Annotated in this window: 18 protein-coding genes and 1 tRNA gene; 6 read left to right on the forward strand and 13 right to left on the reverse strand. The window is 49.5% G+C overall.

Going from position 1 to position 19,372, the window contains the following annotated elements; genetic code table 11:
• Positions 1–17: 17 nt before the first annotated feature.
• From dnaK to tilS, 12 genes are all read right to left on the reverse strand, one after another.
• On the reverse strand, positions 18–1,970 hold the full coding sequence (gene dnaK, locus VF575_04270; protein HEX8182787.1) for a molecular chaperone DnaK: 1,953 nt from the start codon (positions 1,968–1,970) through the stop codon (positions 18–20).
• Between the two features lie 2 nt (positions 1,971–1,972).
• Entirely contained in the window at positions 1,973–2,200 is a 228-nt protein-coding gene (locus VF575_04275; GenBank protein HEX8182788.1) for a hypothetical protein, read from the reverse strand.
• A gap of 83 nt (positions 2,201–2,283) precedes the next feature.
• Positions 2,284–2,496, reverse strand: a complete 213-nt coding sequence (locus tag VF575_04280; GenBank protein HEX8182789.1) for a hypothetical protein — start codon at positions 2,494–2,496, stop codon at positions 2,284–2,286.
• A complete protein-coding gene (locus VF575_04285) occupies positions 2,493–3,032 on the reverse strand; it encodes a nucleotide exchange factor GrpE (GenBank protein ID HEX8182790.1) in 540 nt (179 codons plus the stop codon). The genes VF575_04280 and VF575_04285 overlap by 4 nt, the downstream gene beginning before the upstream one ends.
• Positions 3,025–3,735, reverse strand: coding sequence for a transcriptional regulator (locus tag VF575_04290; GenBank protein ID HEX8182791.1), 711 nt, complete (start codon positions 3,733–3,735; stop codon positions 3,025–3,027). Before VF575_04290 ends, VF575_04285 begins: the two co-directional genes overlap by 8 nt.
• A gap of 77 nt (positions 3,736–3,812) precedes the next feature.
• A complete protein-coding gene (locus VF575_04295) occupies positions 3,813–5,429 on the reverse strand; it encodes an Ig-like domain-containing protein (GenBank protein HEX8182792.1) in 1,617 nt (538 codons plus the stop codon).
• 91 nt (positions 5,430–5,520) lie between these two features.
• Positions 5,521–6,264 carry a hypothetical protein gene (locus VF575_04300; GenBank protein ID HEX8182793.1) on the reverse strand — a complete coding sequence of 248 codons (744 nt, stop codon included), beginning with the start codon at positions 6,262–6,264 and terminating at the stop codon, positions 5,521–5,523.
• A 52-nt stretch (positions 6,265–6,316) separates the two neighbouring features.
• Positions 6,317–8,095, reverse strand: a complete 1,779-nt coding sequence (gene lepA, locus VF575_04305) for a translation elongation factor 4 (GenBank protein HEX8182794.1) — start codon at positions 8,093–8,095, stop codon at positions 6,317–6,319.
• Positions 8,096–8,147: 52 nt separating this feature from the next.
• Positions 8,148–9,755 (reverse strand): murein biosynthesis integral membrane protein MurJ, encoded by a 1,608-nt coding sequence (gene murJ, locus VF575_04310; protein HEX8182795.1) that lies wholly within the window; start codon positions 9,753–9,755, stop codon positions 8,148–8,150.
• Positions 9,756–9,759: 4 nt separating this feature from the next.
• Positions 9,760–12,525, reverse strand: coding sequence for a DUF87 domain-containing protein (locus tag VF575_04315; GenBank protein ID HEX8182796.1), 2,766 nt, complete (start codon positions 12,523–12,525; stop codon positions 9,760–9,762).
• Positions 12,526–12,634: 109 nt separating this feature from the next.
• Complete coding sequence (ftsH, locus tag VF575_04320; GenBank protein HEX8182797.1) at positions 12,635–14,506, reverse strand: ATP-dependent zinc metalloprotease FtsH; 1,872 nt, start codon at positions 14,504–14,506, stop codon at positions 12,635–12,637.
• Positions 14,507–14,541: 35 nt separating this feature from the next.
• Positions 14,542–15,435, reverse strand: coding sequence for a tRNA lysidine(34) synthetase TilS (gene tilS / locus VF575_04325; GenBank protein ID HEX8182798.1), 894 nt, complete (start codon positions 15,433–15,435; stop codon positions 14,542–14,544).
• Positions 15,436–15,455: 20 nt separating this feature from the next.
• Between tilS and VF575_04330 the strand changes: the two genes are divergently transcribed.
• A complete protein-coding gene (locus VF575_04330) occupies positions 15,456–16,016 on the forward strand; it encodes a non-canonical purine NTP pyrophosphatase (GenBank protein HEX8182799.1) in 561 nt (186 codons plus the stop codon).
• Complete coding sequence (locus VF575_04335) at positions 16,013–16,525, forward strand: histidine phosphatase family protein (protein HEX8182800.1); 513 nt, start codon at positions 16,013–16,015, stop codon at positions 16,523–16,525. Before VF575_04330 ends, VF575_04335 begins: the two co-directional genes overlap by 4 nt.
• Positions 16,526–16,617: 92 nt before the next feature.
• On the opposite strand, the gene VF575_04340 is transcribed toward VF575_04335, so the two are convergent.
• Entirely contained in the window at positions 16,618–16,983 is a 366-nt protein-coding gene (locus VF575_04340) for a hypothetical protein (protein ID HEX8182801.1), read from the reverse strand.
• A 101-nt stretch (positions 16,984–17,084) separates the two neighbouring features.
• Here VF575_04340 and VF575_04345 point away from each other — a divergent pair, with 101 nt between their 5' ends.
• From VF575_04345 to VF575_04360, 4 genes are all read left to right on the forward strand, one after another.
• A complete protein-coding gene (locus VF575_04345) occupies positions 17,085–17,834 on the forward strand; it encodes a sulfite exporter TauE/SafE family protein (GenBank protein ID HEX8182802.1) in 750 nt (249 codons plus the stop codon).
• A 74-nt stretch (positions 17,835–17,908) separates the two neighbouring features.
• Positions 17,909–17,984, forward strand: a tRNA-Met gene (locus VF575_04350).
• A gap of 86 nt (positions 17,985–18,070) precedes the next feature.
• Positions 18,071–18,481, forward strand: a complete 411-nt coding sequence (locus VF575_04355) for a hypothetical protein (protein ID HEX8182803.1) — start codon at positions 18,071–18,073, stop codon at positions 18,479–18,481.
• Between the two features lie 219 nt (positions 18,482–18,700).
• Complete coding sequence (locus VF575_04360; GenBank protein ID HEX8182804.1) at positions 18,701–19,351, forward strand: pentapeptide repeat-containing protein; 651 nt, start codon at positions 18,701–18,703, stop codon at positions 19,349–19,351.
• Positions 19,352–19,372 lie beyond the last annotated feature (21 nt).

The following is a 19,372-nucleotide window of genomic DNA, read 5'->3' on the forward strand; positions in this document are numbered from 1 at the left end:
CTGACTTATGAAGTATGCTACTTCTTTTCGTCGACAACTTCGCCTTCGACTGGTCCATCGGCATCATCAGTTTTGGTGTCGGTGCGCTTGGCGGTTGACTCGCTATCGGTTGAGCCGTCCGTGTCAGACCCCTCAGCGTCGGCTGGAGCGTCTTTGGCAGCCTGCTCGTACATCTTTGCACCAATCGGCATCAGTTTGTCACTGAGCTCTTTGGCGGCCTTTTCCAGGTCTTCCTTAGTTGCCTTGTCGTCTTTTACCGTTTTTTGGGCCGTTTCGACGGCTTCATCGAGCGATTTCTTGTCGTCGTCACTCAGTTTGTCACCGTTGTCGTTCTTTAGCTTCTCAGCTTGGTAAATGGCACTGTCGAGCAGGTTGCGGGCTTCGACAGCGTCTTTGCGCTGTTTGTCCTCTTCGGCGTGTGCTTCGGCTTCTTTGGCCATTTTTTCGACTTCAGTCTTGTCGAGATTGCCTGAACCCTGAATGGTAATGCTCTGTTCTTTGCCGCTGCCCTTGTCTTTGGCGGCGACGTGGAGAATGCCATTGGCATCAATATTGAAGGTGACTTCGATCTGCGGCACGCCGCGTGGAGCTGGTGGAATGCCATGGAGTACAAAGCGGCCAAGACTCTTATTGCCGTCAATCATATCGCGTTCACCCTGACCGACATGGATTTCGACTTGCGGCTGGCTGTCGGCAGCGGTACTGAATACTTCCGACTTGGATGTCGGGATAGTAGTGTTGCGCTCGATGAGCTTCGTCATGACGCCGCCCATGGTCTCAATACCTAAGGAAAGCGGGGTGACGTCGAGCAACAAAACGTCTTTGACGTCACCTTGCAGGACGCCGCCCTGGATAGCGGCACCGACAGCGACGACCTCATCGGGGTTAACACCCTTCATCGGGTCTTTGCCAAAGATTTTCTTGACTTGTTCCTGAACGGCCGGCATACGGGTCATACCACCGACAAGTACAACGGCTTCGATGTCAGAGGCTTTGAGACCGGCATCTTTGAGAGCTTTGGTGCATGGGTCGGCAGTTTTGCTAATAAGATCTGCGACCAAACTCTCAAGCTTGGCACGGGTAAGATTGTGCTCAAAGTGCTTTGGACCATCCGCATCGGCAGTTAGGAACGGCAGGTTGATGTTGACTTCCTGAGAACTAGAGAGCTCAATTTTGGCTTTTTCGGCTTCATCACGAAGACGCTGCATAGCCGCTTTGTCGTTACTGATATCGAGGCCATGTTCTTTCTTGAACTCATCGACGAAGTAATTGACGATCGTGCGGTCGAAATCGGCACCACCAAGGTGAGTATCACCATTAGTCGATTTAACTTCGAAGACGCCGTCACCAAGCTCCAGGATCGAGACGTCAAATGTACCGCCACCGAGGTCGTAAACGGCAATTTTTTCGTCCTTTTTGTCCGCTTTATCGAGACCATAAGCCAGCGCTGCAGCGGTCGGTTCGTTGATAATGCGCTTTACCTCAAGACCGGCAATCTTACCAGCGTCTTTGGTCGCCTGCCGCTGGGAATCATCGAAGTAAGCCGGTACGGTGATGACGGCTTCTGTAACTGGGGCACCGAGAAAGCTCTCGGCATCAGCTTTCAACTTGCCAAGGATCATGGCGCTGACTTCTTCCGGGCTATATTCTTTGTCGGCCATTTTGACTTTGACGCCGTTGCCGCTTTTGATAATTTCGTAACCCATCAGTTTTAGGTCGCGCTGGACTTCTTTGTCGTTAAAATTGCGGCCAATCAGACGCTTAACTTCATAAATGGTGTTTTTGCTGTTAGTAACCTGCTGGCGTCGAGCCACTTGGCCAACCAGACGTTCGCCGTTTTTATTGACGGCAACGACAGATGGTGTAGTGCGGGCACCTTCGCTGTTCGCAATGATTTCTGGCTTACCTGACTGCATGACGGCCATTGCTGAGTTAGTTGTACCGAGATCGATTCCGATAATTTTACCCATAATTACTTTTCCTTCTTATTATTCTTAACTGTTGAAATAGCCCAGCTCGTGATCCATACTAACGCCATAATAACTGCAGTTTTTACGAGAGCCTCGGTCCAGCTGCTAGGAAATATGAATCGATCAAACAATACCAGTAAAGCATAGACAAGCACGAGGACTTTCCATTCTGTCTTGTAGAGTGGTTGTGCCGACTTTGACGCAGATACCTTAGAATTATTTGATGACATTATTGTCCTTCCATTAGCATGTAGTATGTTAGAGTGCTAAAACTATTTTATCATAAAAAATTAGCACTCAAGTGTCAAGAGTGCTAATTAGTATCAGCTTCCAGGTCAATAGCTCGCAAATTGGTGCGAAGTGGAACGTCCTCGGGAGAACTGCCCCATACAACGCCTAGAACCTTGCCATCTTCACTCCAAACTTCCATTGGCTTCCATCCCATTTGTCTCATTTCCTCAGCAGATAAGTCTTCCCAGTCGCCCGGAATGTCACGAAACGGAAACTCCGCTCCGTTGCTACTCATGACTGCATTTGCACTTTAACCATGGCATGACGAATAATTTCGCTGCCAATCTTGTACCCCGCTTGGAGTTCGTCGCTCACGATTTCGTGGGTGCCGTCGCCTTCTTCCATAGAGACGGCTTCGTGATACATCGGATCAAATGGCTCACCGACCGTTTTGATACGCTCAACCCCAATTTTGGTCAAGGTCGTTTCAAATTGTTTAACTACACCCTGGACGCCTTTGATGTAATCATTTTCTGCGAGATCGGCAGGTACATGTTTGAGTGCCCGCTCAAAGTTATCGATGACGGGCAGCAAGTCGCGGATCACGTTGGCTTTAGTATGAGAGCGCATACCAGCAATCTGCTCATCATGACGGCGACGGATATTAGTGGCATCGGCACGCTCCCGCTGCAATGCCTCGGTTAGCTGATCGATTTGAGCCTGCATGGCAAGCATAGTATCTTCGGCGGCTATATCGGCCGGTTGACTGTCCTGCGGTATGTCCGGCGTATTCAGCTGACTATCCTGATTGTTTTTGTCGTCTTTAGGCATATAGCGCCACCTCCAATTCCTCGCCGGCGTGCCGGACAAGGTTCATTACTTCTTTATAACTCTGCCTGGTCGGTCCGAGCGTTCCGATATAACTGCGGTCGCTAAATGGACTGCGGAAGCGGCTGATTACCAAACTACAGCCAGCGGTACGGCCAATCGGGTTCTCGCGGCCGATGTAGACGCTCAGCGGCTGATTGGGTGCAGCCTCACGCAGCCATGGTTCAAGATTGTCCAGCAGACTGGCGACGGCTTGGACCTGTCCGGCCTGGATAAACTCCGGCTGTCCGAACAGGTTCGACAGTCCGCTCATATACAGCTGATTGCCGATGGTTGCAATGCCGAGATTGTGCGTTAGCTCTACGAGCGTATCGACAGCACTGCGAATGGTTTGTTCGGGCATACCGCCAGACTGTACGCGAACGCTTAAGGCTCGCTCGCCGCGGTGCGGTGTATGCACAGGGTTGACGGGAGTGTCATTTAGCCGGTTAACGTACAGCCGGTAGCCTTTGTCGGTTGGCACGCGGCCAGCGCTAGTATGCGGCTGTGCAATATAACCGGCTCGCTCTAGTTCGGCCATTTCAGCCCGGATTGTTGCTGAAGACACATGAAATGCTTTGGCAAGCAGATTACTGCCAACTGGGCTAGCGACTTCAGCGTATTGTTCTATGATGGCGGCTAATAATAATTCTTGTCGTTCGGTCATAGTATATGTCCAATCTTAAGAAGATTATAACCGCATTGGCACTCAATCGTCAAGAGTGCCAATGGTGTCGCCTCGTATTACCAGGTCCACTTGCTGAGTAGGATTGCCATGTCAGCTGAGCCAACCGTGCCATCGTTATTGAAGTCAGCTGGTGGATAGTTTTGTCCATCGCGGGAGATGAGCATTGACAGGTCGATCGCGTTGATGCGGCTATCACCGTTGACATCACCAGGCAGGTTTGTCGAAGCACTTGTTACAGTGACACTAACAGCTGTTGATGTTTTGGTATTGCCTGCAGCATCATAGGCCTTGGCAGTGATTGCATGAGCGCCAGTGGCGACTCCTGTGGTAGCCCAGCCATAAGCATATGGTGCAGTCGTATCGGTGTTTTTGAGAACATTATCGACGTAGTACTCAACTTTTGTTACACCCACGTTATCGGTAGCGGTAGCAGCCACGTTAACTGTTGCACCGGCAACAACGCTGGTTCCGGATGCTGGTGCGGTGATCGATACTGATGGTGCGGTCGTATCGGCTGGCTGTCCGACAGTTAGCGGAATGCTCAGTGTATTGTTCGTTTCATTTGATTCTGGGAATCGGTTAATGTCATCGACCATGGCCAGGATAGTGTGTGCACCAGAGGTAGCGGTCCAATAGTTAACTCCTGCTGGACCATTATTTGCAGTTAAAGTGACACTCGCTCCCGGTGCTAATGATGATGTGTAGGTCGAACTATAGGACACTACGGTACCATCGACTTTGAAGTTTACGCCTATGGTTGTTCCGGCCGGCGTTGCAGCAGTACCTTGGTTTTTTACAACTGCACTATACACTACTTGGTTTCCAACGATCGGTGCTGCTGGATTCGCGGTCACCGAAGTTATGATGACGTCTGGTTGCGAGACAACGTTATTGACGGTAACTGAGACGCTGGCACTGGTAGTCGTATTGCCGGCAGAGTCAGTAGCACGAGTTTGTATAGTGTGTGCACCGTTTGCAACGGTTGTCGTATCCCAAGCATAGCTATATGCGGACGTCGTGTCTGTGCCCTTTACAGCTCCGTCAACCAGGAAGTCAACTTTGCTAATGCCTGAAGCATCTGCTGCTGATGCAGTTATCGTCGTTGTTCCGCTAACCGTTGCTCCTGCGGCAGGCGCTGTTACAGCTGTCGTCGGTGGCGTAGCATCATTGACGGCACAGTTGTCACCGGTTCCAGTCGGAACACAAGCCGTGTCACTCAGTAGTAGTACTCGGTCAAGCTGCACATCAGCTTCTTTACCAGTGTACGTCAGAGTATGAGCGCCAGCCGTCAGCGTTACGCTGATAGTCGATGCTGCTGCGCCATCCTGATAATTAACCCACGTCCAGGCGTTGGCAGGTATGTTGGTCGCATCACCGACATTGTACGAACATCCAGTATCAACTTGGAAATAGTAGGAATTTGCCGTGGTATTTGGTGCCTTAATACGGCTCCATACCCGGTAAGTTCCGGCAGTGGCAACATTAACCGTCTGTTTGACCTGACCGTATGTCGTGGGTGGTGCAGTTGTGATACAGGCTGCCGAGGCATCACCTACCAGCGGATTGACTTTTGCCGGCAATGCCAAGGCAGCGGCATTCATCATGAACACTGCAAACAGCAAAAAAGGGATTTTGTTTATTTTTGACGACAATTGGCCGATGTATATTTTCATATTTTTTGTTACTTATAGCTTATGTTTAATTTATATACCTCTAAGTATCGTATATTTCAATAATAATGCAAGCAAATAATAATTTTTATGCTTATTTATGCTGCAGACTGGCTTGTACTCTCGCGAGCATGTCGTTTGCAACACTCTTAGCAAACTGTTGACGCTCGTCATGAATCTGATTAAACTCGACAATGTCACGAATATCGCTGGCGCATTGTGGAATTGTGTTGTTTATCACTAATTTGTAGTATGGCTCGGCCAACATGTTCTGAAGCACCGTCTGGGCAGTCGTCAAACGATTGATAAATTCATCAGGGTGCATATCTTCACGTGCCTGCAGGCGTCGCATCCATTCGTCATAGCTTGGTGGCAGCAAGCCAATGATGTGGACATCAGGTTTTGCCATTGCTATATAGTGGGCGCCGCCAAATTCAGTTTCGTGGATTGTTATCTTGCCTTTTTGATTGGCCAGCTCAAGCTCTCGAATGCTCGTACCCGAAACTTGTTGGTTATGGATAATTTCGGCTTCAACGAATTCACCCATTTGAATATCACGCAGCATGTCCGTCTCGACGCGAAAGTGATAATTGACACCATTTTGCTCCATAACGCCGTCACGCAGTTTTGGCGGCCGCGTCGTATCCGAAATTAGAAAATTGTAATCATGTTCCTTTACCAGGTAGTTGATGACGGTGTTGCGCCCACCACCGGCGAGTCCGGACAGGAGTGCGAGACGCGATGCAGCTAGTACCTTCTGGGCATGAGCAGACATTTTGTAGTCATGCAGCGCCGCGCGGAAAGCTTCGATGTTATCAAGATGTACTGGGTGTGCCATTAAGCTATAAATATATCAAATTAGCGCTGGCTACACCAGTATCGACGATGAGCTAGTCGCGTTTCAACATAACCGTAAATGCTTCAGCCGGGATATCAACTTTTCCAAAACGTTTCATACGCTTTTTGCCTTTGGCTTGTTTGGCGAGGACCTTTTTCTTGCGCGAGACGTCACCGCCGTACAATCCGGTCGTGACGTCCTTGCGGTAGGCGCTGATATCTTCGCGGGCAATGAATCGGCCGCCGATGGCCGCCTGCAGCGATACCTGAAAGTTTTGACGTGGAATGACGTCTTTGAGCTTGGCGACTGTTTCACGGCCAAGTGACTGCGCTTCGCTCCGGTGCACCATAATACTGAGCGCACTGACGATATCGCCGGCTATATAGAAATCCAGCCGTACCAAATCCTCTGCCCGGTAATCATCGAGCTCGTAATTGAATGATCCATAGCCGCTGGTAATACTTTTGAGTTGGTCATAAAAATCAGTCAACAGGTTGGCCAGCGGCGCTTCGAAGCTGACGAGCGCCCGCGATTCGACGTAACTGAGGTTTTTGTGGATGCCGCGTTTGGTAGCAATCAGCTGGATAACGGGGCCGACATAATCCTGTGGTACTACGATTTCTCCCTTAATCCACGGTTCGCGGATTTCGGCAATTTGCGCTGGATCCGGCAGATCAGCGGCACTTTTGATGTCGATTTCAGAGCCGTTGTTCATTGATACCTCGTAATCAGTCGAGGGATTCGTAACGACGAGCTCAAGGTTGTACTCACGCTCCAGCCGTTCACGGACGATATCCATGTGCAGCAAGCCAAGAAACCCAATACGGACACCGAAGCCGAGAACAGGAGAGTTTTCCGGGGCAAACTGCAGTGCGGAATCACTCAGGCTCAGCCGCTCGATGGCGTCTTTCAGGACCTGATAGTTTTCGTTGCTGTCAGGAAAAAAGCCGGCGTACACGAAGGGCTGGACATTGCGGTAGCCCGGTAGTGGGTTGGTAGCCGCCATGCTGGCAAGCGTCACTGTATCACCGACTTTCGCCTCGCGAGTACTGCGCAGGTTGGTGACAATATAACCAATCTCGCCATTTTCCAGGGCTGTATTGGCTGTCATTTCCGGGCGCAGTGCACCGACTTCGAGTGCAATACCAGTAGCACCGGTCGCTATCATCTTGATATGAGAATTTTTCTTTATCTCGCCGTCAAAAATACGGACATAGAGAATGACACCGCGGTAATCGTCATAATAACTGTCGAATATTAACGCCCGTGTTGTTGTTTCGGTTGAAGGCTTGGGTAATGGTATGTCTGCGACAATGCGCTCGAGCACTTGATCAACACCCTGCCCTGTCTTGGCGGAAATCATCAATATATCTTTGGGTGTGCAGCCAAGCAGGCTGATGACTTCGGAGCTGACACGCTCGACGTCTGCCGCCGGCAAATCGATCTTATTAAGGACAGGGATAATAGTAAGTTCAGCTGCCATTGCCAGATAGACGTTGGCGAGAGTCTGGGCCTGTATTCCCTGCGTTGCATCGACAATGAGCAAAGCTCCCTCACAGGCTTCCAGGCTGCGCGAAACTTCATAGCTAAAGTCGACATGTCCGGGTGTATCAATCAGGTTCAGCTGATGACCCTTGTATTCCATCCGCACCGGGGCCAGCTTGATAGTAATTCCCTTTTCACGCTCCAGATCCATCCGGTCAAGCAACTGCGCCTTCATATTGCGTTTTTCGACGGTACCGGTCATTTCCATAAGCCGGTCCGCCAGCGTCGATTTGCCATGATCAATATGCGCGATAATACAGAAGTTTCGAATACGAGATTGTTCCATTGAGTACATTATAACAGAGGCAGTAGTAATCGCTGATCGGCGCTTAGACAGTTTAGTACGGCTGCCCGATAGATTTATAGACGAACTGTCTGACACGTTTGAAAATTGGTCGGACTTCTTCGAGATCAAAAACTGCCGATATGCCAATATGGACAGCGAACGTCACCAGCGTCAAAAATGCTAATTTAGTGCCAAGCGTCAAAAAGCCGCGGTCATCAATACCCAGCGGATACAGTGTAACCGTCGAGAAGGCAGCCACAATACTAAAGCCCGTCACCGAAACAATTTTGACCATGCCCCGCCAAAATGAAGCATCGATAAGTTTGTGATCGCGCATTACCATAATTGTAAACAGCACCAGGACTTCAATAGTCGCGACGATCGACTGTGCCATCGCAAGACCCTCTACGCCGTATGCTCCCGGCCGGGACAGCATATACGCCAGAATGATATTCAGAATAATGATGAATACCGAGACGACTAACGGAGTTATTGTATCCTTCTGTGAATAAAACCAGCGGGAGACCAGCGCATAAATAGTCCTGAAAAAAATGGCCACGACCAAGAAGCCGAAGACGGCAGCAATCTGTGGTGCATTTTGGCTGAAAATCAAACGCGCCAAATAGCCGCGAGCGAAAAACGAAATAACGACGACCGGTGTCGTCAGCCAAATAATAACCCGAAGCGTCCGCAGGAAATCTCGTCGGAACAAATCAGGCCGACCCATAGATAGCCGTTCGTTGAGCCGCGGAAACGCCGCTGTTGAAATGGCCGTACCGAGCAGCAAAATCGGTGCCGTGTGCAATATGTAGGCATTATTGTAATTACTAATAGCCGTTGCCCCGCCAATCGTAGACGCAAACCTGGTGTCAACCACGCTTTGCACTTGATCAATTCCCTGATCGAGAGACCGTGGTGGCAACTGTCGAAGCATTTCTTTGAAATCTTTGTTGTGCCACATGATTTTGGGACGCCAGTGAAAATCAGTCCCGATTAAGCCCAGTGTGACGACAATAAGCTGTAAGATGCCACCGACCAAGGCACCGATGCCTAGCCCGACGATACCAACATCAGTGCCTTTGAATATATAAATGCTGGCGATAATGCTGACGTTATAAAACAACGGTGCGATGGCATAAAAGAAGAACCGCCCAATCGTCTGCTGCGCGCTGGTTATGATGCCGGAAACAGTAAACAAAAATGGATTGAGAGATAAAAAGCGCATGAGCGTCGCGGCATTATTTTGCTGCTCAGGATTGAGCCCGGGTGCTACAAGATCAATCAACGGGTGGGCAAATACGAAAATTATAATTCCCACCACGAGCATAATCAGCGCCAGAAGATTCATCAAACTGGCCGATAAATCCCACATACCGCGCCGGTCGCCTTTGTGAAGCCGGTCGGCCAGATATGGCATAAAGGCCACACCCAAAGCTCCGGCAGCAATCGTGTAGAAAAACAAATCTGGTATGTTAAAGGCTGCAAAATAGACACCGGCCCGTTCGCCAAGCGGCGTTTGCGGGTTGTCGAAGTTGGCATTAATCAACTTGGTACGTAAGAATCCAAGCACTTGTCCGATCAGCGCCGTACCGATCAACAGCAGCGCGACACTGCTCATAGAAATTCGTTTAGCTGGTTTTGGTAATTTTACTGCTGGCATATTGTTACTGCTTTGAAATTGGTTTTTGCTGGACATGCGTATCATGCGGTTGATCAGTCATTGAAATAGGCGACGGACGACCAGACTGTGTATTGCTTTCTTCGGCTGGCGCTGCTTTTCGTTTACGGTGGCGGATACGTTTTCGTTTTGGCTTTGCGTCATCAGGCAGCGCTGCCGGGTTCGTGTTGGCCGCAGCGCCAGCTTGCCCAGCCTGAGGACTGCGACCTGTTCGTGCTGAATGCTGAAGTCCGGAGGCTCTCAAAGCTTGATCAAGTTGGTCAGTTTGAGTAGACTTTGGGACACCAGAAGTATGAGAGTCCGGTGAACTAGGCGTCGATAACGGCGCTGGTTTATTCGCCCTGACAGCATTGATCAGCGACTTCGGCAAACTAATTGCTTTCCGTTCAGAGCGTCGGTCATCCGGACGGGCTGCACGTGAGGCGGGCGCTGGATTCGAAACCGAGCCCGGAATATGAAAGTCATCAAACTGATAACGCTCGTTGACGTAGCGTTCGACGTATTGCCTGGAGGAAGCGTAGGCAGCCCGGCTATACTCGACAATGCTGGCACTATAATCGGCTTGCTGCGGCGGCAAATTGAGACTGATCGCTGAAAAGGCTGGTGTTTTCTCGCCCTCAATCGTCATGCTGATAACAAAGTGACGGTTATGCATATGAACCAGGTCATATTCTTCGAATTTCGGTTCGAAATAACGCAGCATCGACCGGGCATCGTCCGCTCCCATACGGAACGCGATGACTGAGCCGACATTACCAAATACAGCGTCTTTTACCTCGATGGACATCTGAGCCGTATATTGATTGGCGACGGTCAGGTTGAGGCCATACTTGCGAGCTTCCGACAGTATCGTTGCGAACGAGTCGGTTGCGAAGTTTTGAAACTCATCGACATAGAGATAAAACGGCGTCCGCTGTTCGGCAGGAATATCAGCCCGGCTCATCGCCCCAAGTTGTATCTTGGTTACCAGCAATGAACCAAGCAGCGCGGCATTGTCTTCGCCGAGTAGCCCTCTCGAGAGATTAACCAGCAAAATTTTGCGTTCATCCATGATCTGGCGCACATTAAAGCTGCTTTTGGGCTGGCCGATAATGTTGCGGACCAGCGGATTTGCAACAAATGCCCCGACCTTGTTCAAAACCGGTGCGACTGCTTCGGCGGCAAACTTATCATTCCAGCTGGCAAATTCAACAGTCCAAAAATTGCGGACGACTGGATCTTGGACATACTTCAGTACTTCATTACGAAATTTCTTTTCAGTCAGAATACGTGTAATGTCGAGCATGGTAGCATTTGGATAGTCGAGCAACGCAAGCAGACTGTAACGCAGGATATATTCCAGCCGCGGCCCCCAACTTTCGAACATTCGCTTCAGGACACCGATGAGTTCCGAGGCGGTATGTGTTTTGAGCTTCGGGTCACTGACTTCCATCGGATTGAACGCCATTGGGAATTCGGTGTCTGCCGGATTGAAATAAATGACGTCTTTGACTCGTTCCGGCGGTATTCGCCGCAGTACGTTGATGGCATAATCCCCATGTGGATCAATGACAGCGAATCCATATGGGCTATAGATATCCGATATAGATAGTAGCTCAAGCAAGCCGGATTTACCGACACCGGTCTGCCCGATAATGTATAAGTGCCGGCTGCGGTCGATGCGCGGCATGCCGAACATCGTGTTGTGGCCCCGGAAGTTTGTAGTGGCAATCGGACTCAAATCTTGACGAAATTCACTGGTTACAATCGGTAAATTAGCTGGCGGCTCGGCAGTCTGCGATGATGCCCATAATATATACGGGGTTTCGACGTTGGTATGTGGCAAATGGCACAAGGTAGCGACTTCTTCGATGTTGAGTATATAGCCGCGGCGATTGAAAGCGCGGGTCCGATATAATCCAAGCACGTGTGGATCGGCCATGATCCGTTTGTGCTCGAATCCGTTGAGATAGGTGGTGTTGAATTGTTTGTAACTAGCAATGATGGACTGCAGCCGGAGTCGCGCCTGATGCAGGTCGCCAGAACCACGGTAAACAATCCGGAGCTGACTCTCAAACGCCAGCTTTTGGCTTTTGTCCTCAGCGGCCTTTGCCCTGACTGATTCGTACTCTGTTGGCTTGTTCGAGTCTGTTTTCGGTGTTGGCGGCGTCCATAGCGCACTGACCAGGCCGACCATGTTTGTTTTGCTGCCGCCTTTGATTTTGGCAATATAGCGTTCGCTTTTGCGGTGCCAATGCTGTGCCGCCGGTCGGATTGTCAGCTGCACCCAAGCCTCCTCGTCGGCTTCAAATTTCGCAAATGTCGCGGTTATAGCCGCCAGCGGGTCGACTTCAAAACTTTGAAAAGTCTTTATAGGTAATACTTCTAGGCCAGTCAGCTTCAGTTCGGTCACAAGTATCGACTGAAAGCCTTCATCTGGAGTCATAGTGTAATCAGGCACTTCAGATATCTGCACCGAGGGATATTGGGCATACATCTGCTCTTCAACATAGCTTTTTAGATATGTCGGCACCCACACATAAAATCCGATGCGCCGCTTAACAACCGCAATTTCGAAACTGATACGTTCACGAATTGTCGTCTGGAACAACCCATGTGCTGGTATAGTAAGTAACCCAAATAGACTAGCGAACATTTGCTCAGCTGCCAGCTCCTTCTTGTCATTGGTGCGCGGCACTTGCAGCAACAATACAACCCCTGTGTCTTGGGGCGCTATCGTAGTAGACGGGGAATCTGATTTGTGATTTGCCATATGTAATCAGCGAGGCTCTCTATGGGCCAAACTATGTACATATTGTCGCATCTTTATAAGCTTAAATACAGCGCAATAACATAACTATAACGACTGCAGTAGATGCGGCCTAGTACAAAGCTGCGGCTTTTGGCAGCGAGGCACCAGCAAAGACTTCAATAACTTCTTCGGCTTCAACGGTTTCTTTGTCGAGCAAACGATCCTTGAGTGCTTCCAGCTTGTCGACATTCGCCTTGATGATGATACGAGCCCGATCGGCTGCCTCGGTGATGAGCGCTTCAACTTCCTGGTCAATAACCTTTTTGGTATCCTCAGACTGGTTGCTTTCATGGACTAAACGGTCCATCATCATGCCTTCATCGACTTGGAATACCTGGTCGCGAAGTTTGTCACCCATGCCCTGATTCATGATCATATCGCGTGCCAGTTCGGCGGCCTTCTGCAGATCGTTGCTTGCACCCGTTGTGATACGATCAGCACCAAACATAACTTCTTCAGCGATACGACCGCCAAGGCCTCGAGCTAAAATATCTTTATATTGAATCAGGGAAACGTAGTAACGATCCTCTGGCGGAATGAACCAGGTCACGCCACCGGTACCACCGCGGGGAATAATCGTCACCTTGTGGACAGGGTCACTATCTGGCAGTACATGTCCGACAAGGGCATGGCCAGCTTCGTGGAAAGCCGTCAGAACTTTGTCAGCTTCGGTCATAACCTTGCTCTTTCGTTCTGGTCCGATTGCGACACGCTCGAAGGCTTCGGTCACGTCGTGCTGTGTTATCTCAGTGCGGTTGTGTCGGGCGGCGATTATAGCAGCTTCGTTGGCAATATTGGCTAGATCAGCGCCCGAAGAACCGGCCGACTTACCAGCTAAGGCACCGAGGTCTACATTCTTGGCAAGTGGCTTTTTGGCAAAGTGTATCGTCAATATGGCTTCGCGGTCCTGACGGTCAGGCAGGCCTATGTTGACACGACGGTCAAAGCGGCCGGGACGTAACAATGCCGGATCAAGCACATCAGCTCGGTTGGTAGCCGCAAGGACGATTACGTTTTGCCCCTGTTCGAATCCATCCATTTCAACCAGAATCTGGTTAAGCGTCTGTTCACGCTCATCATGGCCGCCACCCATACCCGAGCCACGGCGCCGTCCCACGGCGTCGATTTCATCAACAAAAATAATACATGGCGCATTCTTCTTAGCTTTGGCGAACAGATCGCGGACACGTGATGCACCGACACCGACGAACATTTCGACGAATTCAGATCCGGAAATACTGAAGAATGGCACGTTTGCTTCACCAGCCACGGCGCGGGCCAGCATTGTCTTACCGGTACCGGGAGGACCAACCAATAACACACCCTTTGGTATGCGCGCACCAACGCTAGAAAATTTCTTTGGGAACTTCAAAAATTCAACGACTTCTTCGAGATCTTGTTTCGCCTCACCGCTACCGGCGATCTCTTTGAAGGTGACTTTGTCCTTTTCATTGCCGTAGAGACGGGCCCGGCTCTTGCCAAACGACATGGCTTGATTGCCTTGGCCCTGAGCGCTGCGCAACATGAAGTACAGCAAGCCGCCGATCAGTAAAATCGGCAAAATTGAAACCAGCAGCGCACTGCCGAGTCCACCGCCGTTAGAAGCCGGCTCATTGCTAACCTCGAACTTAGACGTGTTATAACCTGACTCTTTGAGGCTGGCCTGCGGGTCGGTATAGGTTTTCAAGCTTGGCTTGTCTTCGCCGCGCTTGGTGATGGTGAGTTCGTTGCCGTCTTTGACAACTTTGGCATACTCGCCGTTGTTAGCCTGGCTGATAGCCGTTGATTCAGGAATTGTCTTGAGACTGGCAGGTTGGCCATAGGCATTAAATATTATAAGTGACAGTAAAATGAGCAATGCAGCAAAGCCAGCATTTTTCCAGCCCTTATTTGGGCTTTTGGTATTCTTCGACTTGGTGCTACGAAACGGTTTTTTATCCATATGCCAACTATTATATACTGTCCAAAATAAATTATCTAGCGCTCAATGCACTTGAGTGCCAAATAATCTTTATTGATAGTCATTTGCCAACTTTGCTTAACATGCACATTCTTGATCGGTGCAAACGTCTTGGCGGCATGAATCAGCCGTTCAAGCATCTTTTTGTCGATATCTTTTACGCCGTTATTCTGCAACCACCGGGCCATGACTTCACGGGCAACTGTATGCGGCAGCAAAATAAATTGCCGGCGCTGCAAGGTTCCTTGAAAAGACATATCAGCCACGATCTGATCAAGCAGGTGATCGATTTCGCTGTTGGCACTCCGCATACCTACAATAATGTCGTGCATGTTTTGGCGATCGGCCGCAGAAAATCGGCTCATAATATTATGACGAACGTAATTACGCTTATAGCCAGTATCGACATTGGTACTGTCCTCGCGCCACAGCAGCTGATTGTCGCGGGCATAGCGCACGATGGCCGCTTTCGGAATATGTAACAGCGGCCGCTTCACGATATCCGTTGATTTCAGGCTGGTCATGCCGCGGCGGCCTGTCCCGCGCACTATATTCATAACCGCTGTTTCCAGAACATCATCCTGGTGGTGGGCCGTAATTACAGCCGTTGCTGCAGCCGCCTCCCGGACGTGGTGCAAAAAACGATAGCGCGCTGCACGAGCTACAGCCTCGCTTGCTGAAGCGCCGAGATACGCCCGCTCGTACACATACGGCAGTCCATATTGCCGCGCCAGCTGGCGCACCTGTTTCTCATCTTCGCCAGAGTCAGACCGAATACCATGATCGAAATGAGCTACCGTCAATCTATAATCTGGTTGTTGCCGCAAAATATGCAAAAGCGTCACCGAATCGACGCCGCCTGAAACTGCAACAATATACCTTCCAGGTTCAAGTTTGCCATCAATATCCATCTGTTTAGTATACTAAATGAATGCCCGATCTAACGTTTGTAACTGGTAATGCAGCTAAATTTCATATCGGCAATTCGATCTGCACTCAATATGGCATAAAGCTACGTCAAACTACATTGGATATACCTGAGCTACAAGCTGAAGACGGTATGGTAATTGCTCGAGATAAAGTACGGTTGGCGTACGAAAATCTTCTACATCCAGTGTTGGTTTCGGACGACAGCTGGCTAATACCGGGTCTCAATAATTTTCCCGGACCCTACATGAAATCTATGAACACTTGGTTTACTCCTGAGGACTGGCTTCGATTAACTTGCAGTCTGCAAAACAGAAAAATCATACTACGAGTGATAGTAGCCTACCAAGACGCGCACGTTCAAAAACTTTTTTGCTCAGATATTAATGGGGTATTACTCAAAAATGCCGTAGGTACATCAAAGTTTACTCATACCACAATTACATCGTTCAATAACGGGTCTTCGAGTCTGGCAGAAGACATTGCTGCAGGCAGAGCAAGCAGTGACGTCCCGGGTTCGGCATGGCATCAATTTGCCAAATGGCATACAGAGATAACAGCATGAAACGCCTCTATTTTTGCCGGCATGGCCTGAGCGAACTCAATAAAGCCGGTATATGGTCCGGCAGTCTTGACACGCCACTCGCCCCCGAAGGCCGACAGCAGGCAGAAGCCGCCGCTGTCATTGCGAGCATTTTACGTATCGATTACATATACAGTTCATCGCTGTCACGGGCATACGATACTGCCGTGATTATTGCCGAGGCAATTGGCTATCCAGTCGACAAAATCGAGCAAAGCGACCTTGCCATAGAACGGCACTTCGGCGTTATCGAAGGTACACCCTGGGGCACTGATGTCGTTATGGACAGTGTTCCAGACGCCGAATCGTCACGCGGCGTCATTGCCCGCGCCCAGAGCGTCTACCAACACCTGCAAACTATCGATGCCAACAACATATTAATTGTCAGCCATGGCACATTTGGCCGTGCCCTACGGCATGTGATCCATCCTGATATCCCGTTTGATGATTCAGGCAAGTTCACTAATGCCGAAATCGTTCAATTGCTATAGCAACCTTAATGGTATCCCGAGTTTTATCACCATTTATCGCAAGTCAAAATTTATAAATACTGGCATTTTTTGAATATGTACCGCAATTTCACTCACTCCGGTTGGTGTTCAGTTACGCGAAGTTGAAAAGTACCCAGATCATATACCCGAGGTGTCTTTTGCTCGGACGCTAATGCAGCGATCCAAGGTTCGCATTCTCTATCGTTTTGTATTCTCCTCTCCACGTGCAATTTCGCCCTAGCAATTTGCATGTTTCGACGTAAAGCTACTACTCTATCTTTTATACTTATGGTTGCTTCGGGCAACACTTCATATGCTGCACCTCTTTTTTCCGCTCTATCAAGCAGCAACGACACAGCACCGATCCGTGACGATCTTATGTCTGCCAGCAATTCTGGCTCTAAACCTAGCCTGCCGGCAAGATTATCAGAATTAAATATATTTCTTTCGACTGTCACGTTACAGCTCCTTTGTGCGTATACTATGATTCAAATAAGTATAGTACACGATGCAATGAATATACTGGCTGATTACTGTAAGTTGTGCGAAAATAAAGGTCATGCTTAGTATTGGACTGTTCGTCGCCTGCCTGATTGCCGGTATGGTAAATTCGGTGGCTGGCGGCGGTATTATGGTTGTGTTTCCAGCCCTGCTTGCCCTTGGCTTGCCACCGCTGACTGCCAACACCACCAGTAACCTCATCTCCTGGCCAGGCGCACTTAGTTCAGCCTACGGTTACCGGGCACATCTGCGCAAACTGCCGCCGAAATATCTGTTTCTGTTAGTTCCCTGTTTTGTAGGATCGATTATTGGATCAATCCTACTAGCCCGCACTGACAGCGCAGAATTTTCAAAGATCGTTCCCTATTTGGTATTGGCCGCCGTGCTACTGTTCCTCGTACAGCCGTTTCTTCATCGGCACCTGGCGCACAACCTGAAGGCGCACCGCAATGCCCCGATTATCATCATTGGGATTGCCCTGCTGCCCATGTCAATATACGGTGGCTACTTTGGTGCCGGCTTCGGATTCTTGATGTTGGCATTTCTAGGCTTTACCCGTATTACCAGTATGCATCAGATTAATGGGCTCAAAAACCTGGCCAGCGCGACGATCACGCTAGTGTGTACCGTTTATTTTGGCTGGAAAGGCCTGATCGACTGGCAATATGCCCCCATTATGATCACTGGCAGTTTGCTCGGTGGCTACTTCGGCGCTCGCTGGGCGCAGCGGGTCAACGTGGCAGTCGTGCATTATTTTGTCATTGTCCTCGGTCTCGCGCTGGCTGGCGTACTGTTTTACAAATCGTAATTACCAGGCCCGATAGTTCTCGTGCTAGCCAACAGAGACAATTCATGCTATATTTACCCCTGTCCGAAAGACACGGCGACGTAGCTCAGTGGTTAGAGCACAGGACTCATAAGCCTGGGGTCGGTGGTTCAAATCCACCCGTCGCTACCATATTCAGATTTCTTCATAAATTAGTATCGTCATATTTCTTATGCTTACATTTGACTTTATATCTTATGTATGTTATTATATAGTACATGGGATTCTTTTCGTTCGAGCGGCGCAAGCGCTTAAAACCTGATCAAGAAATCTTCGAATCAGCTCATGAAGAGACGTTGCTGGCTTTGGCTGGCATCGCGAAGGCAAAAGCTACGCAGGGGCATCACTTCAAACCGACGGAGCTCTTTGACGAATCTGACGATAGTACGACATTTGATAACTCCAGTATTGTTTTAGATATCCCAAACGACGAAGGTAGAATTATTGTTAGTTATTACGAGGGGGCGTATCGACCCGTCGAGAACGATAATCCACTGATTGCTGAAATCAGCGTCCTTCATATATCTGATGATTCTGCGAAGTACAGTGCGGCGAAATACAAAATGAGCGAAACTGCTGATGGCAATACGAACATCGAAAAGGTGGTACAAATGACAGATATGACATAGCCAGGCAATGCGCCAGACATAGCGATGGAACGTGCAATGGGGTTAACCCTGGTTTCTGAAGCAGAAACGCAACGTCTCATCGGGCTCTTAACCATCAGCATACCGAGCGATAGGCCGGAGTAAGCGCCGCCAAATTTACACCTTTAGAGTGTATACGCCATTGTGGCATTACCAGAGGGCCGGTCCGACAAACCGGGATCTTTTTGCTATGCTAAATCTATGAAGATCGCATTACCTCAACTTCCAAAAGATCTTCCGGATGCAGCTGATCTCCAAAAACTCCTGAAAAGCGATGAGACTATAGCAAGCGTCAGCCTAAGTCATGAAAACGTATCGAACGCCAACATCAGAGGCGTACAGGCGGAGGAAATCAGATTAGCGCATATTGATGCAACGCAGGCGGTTCTTGAGCGAATGGTCCTAAGTGACTGCGAAATACTGGCCTGCGACCTGATAGCAACTCAGATGGCTGAAGCGGCCTGGCGACGGGTGCTCGTACAGGGCTCGCGCTGCTGCGGTATACAATTGCAATCCAGCAGCTTGAAAGACGTGACGTTCATTGATTGTAAGCTAAACCTCGCTAATTTCAGGTTTTGCAAGCTGACTAATGTGCGGTTTCAGAACTGCGTGCTTGAGGAGGCTGATTTTTATGCGGCTGAGATGACAGATGTTGTCTTCGAGCACTGTAAGCTCGATAAAACAGCATTTAGCAGCGCCAAGCTCAAGCGAGTCGACTTCCGGACATCGGATATTACAGGCGTAAGGAACATTCAGGGCCTGGCCGGGGCAACCATAGATTCAACACAGTTAATGGCAATCGCGCCGCTTCTGGCAACAGAACTAAAGATAGTCGTCAAAGACGATATGTAAGCTGCAAAAGTTTCCGGCAGA

The sequence above is a fragment of the Candidatus Saccharimonadales bacterium genome (assembly GCA_036388415.1).
GTDB lineage: Bacteria > Patescibacteriota > Saccharimonadia > Saccharimonadales > UBA4665 > UBA4665.

Coding starts and splice junctions, on each gene's coding strand:
- VF575_04300 (HEX8182793.1), bottom strand. CDS start 6,264: ATGGCACACCCAGTACATCTTGATAACATCGAAGCTTTCCGCGCGGCG.
- VF575_04275 (HEX8182788.1), bottom strand. CDS start 2,200: ATGTCATCAAATAATTCTAAGGTATCTGCGTCAAAGTCGGCACAACCA.
- tilS (HEX8182798.1), bottom strand. CDS start 15,435: ATGGATATTGATGGCAAACTTGAACCTGGAAGGTATATTGTTGCAGTT.
- VF575_04360 (HEX8182804.1), top strand. CDS start 18,701: ATGAAGATCGCATTACCTCAACTTCCAAAAGATCTTCCGGATGCAGCT.
- dnaK (HEX8182787.1), bottom strand. CDS start 1,970: ATGGGTAAAATTATCGGAATCGATCTCGGTACAACTAACTCAGCAATG.
- VF575_04355 (HEX8182803.1), top strand. CDS start 18,071: ATGGGATTCTTTTCGTTCGAGCGGCGCAAGCGCTTAAAACCTGATCAA.
- VF575_04335 (HEX8182800.1), top strand. CDS start 16,013: ATGAAACGCCTCTATTTTTGCCGGCATGGCCTGAGCGAACTCAATAAA.
- VF575_04285 (HEX8182790.1), bottom strand. CDS start 3,032: ATGCCTAAAGACGACAAAAACAATCAGGATAGTCAGCTGAATACGCCG.
- murJ (HEX8182795.1), bottom strand. CDS start 9,755: ATGCCAGCAGTAAAATTACCAAAACCAGCTAAACGAATTTCTATGAGC.
- VF575_04280 (HEX8182789.1), bottom strand. CDS start 2,496: ATGAGTAGCAACGGAGCGGAGTTTCCGTTTCGTGACATTCCGGGCGAC.
- VF575_04290 (HEX8182791.1), bottom strand. CDS start 3,735: ATGACCGAACGACAAGAATTATTATTAGCCGCCATCATAGAACAATAC.
- VF575_04345 (HEX8182802.1), top strand. CDS start 17,085: ATGCTTAGTATTGGACTGTTCGTCGCCTGCCTGATTGCCGGTATGGTA.
- VF575_04295 (HEX8182792.1), bottom strand. CDS start 5,429: ATGAAAATATACATCGGCCAATTGTCGTCAAAAATAAACAAAATCCCT.
- lepA (HEX8182794.1), bottom strand. CDS start 8,095: ATGGAACAATCTCGTATTCGAAACTTCTGTATTATCGCGCATATTGAT.
- VF575_04330 (HEX8182799.1), top strand. CDS start 15,456: ATGCCCGATCTAACGTTTGTAACTGGTAATGCAGCTAAATTTCATATC.
- ftsH (HEX8182797.1), bottom strand. CDS start 14,506: ATGGATAAAAAACCGTTTCGTAGCACCAAGTCGAAGAATACCAAAAGC.
- VF575_04315 (HEX8182796.1), bottom strand. CDS start 12,525: ATGGCAAATCACAAATCAGATTCCCCGTCTACTACGATAGCGCCCCAA.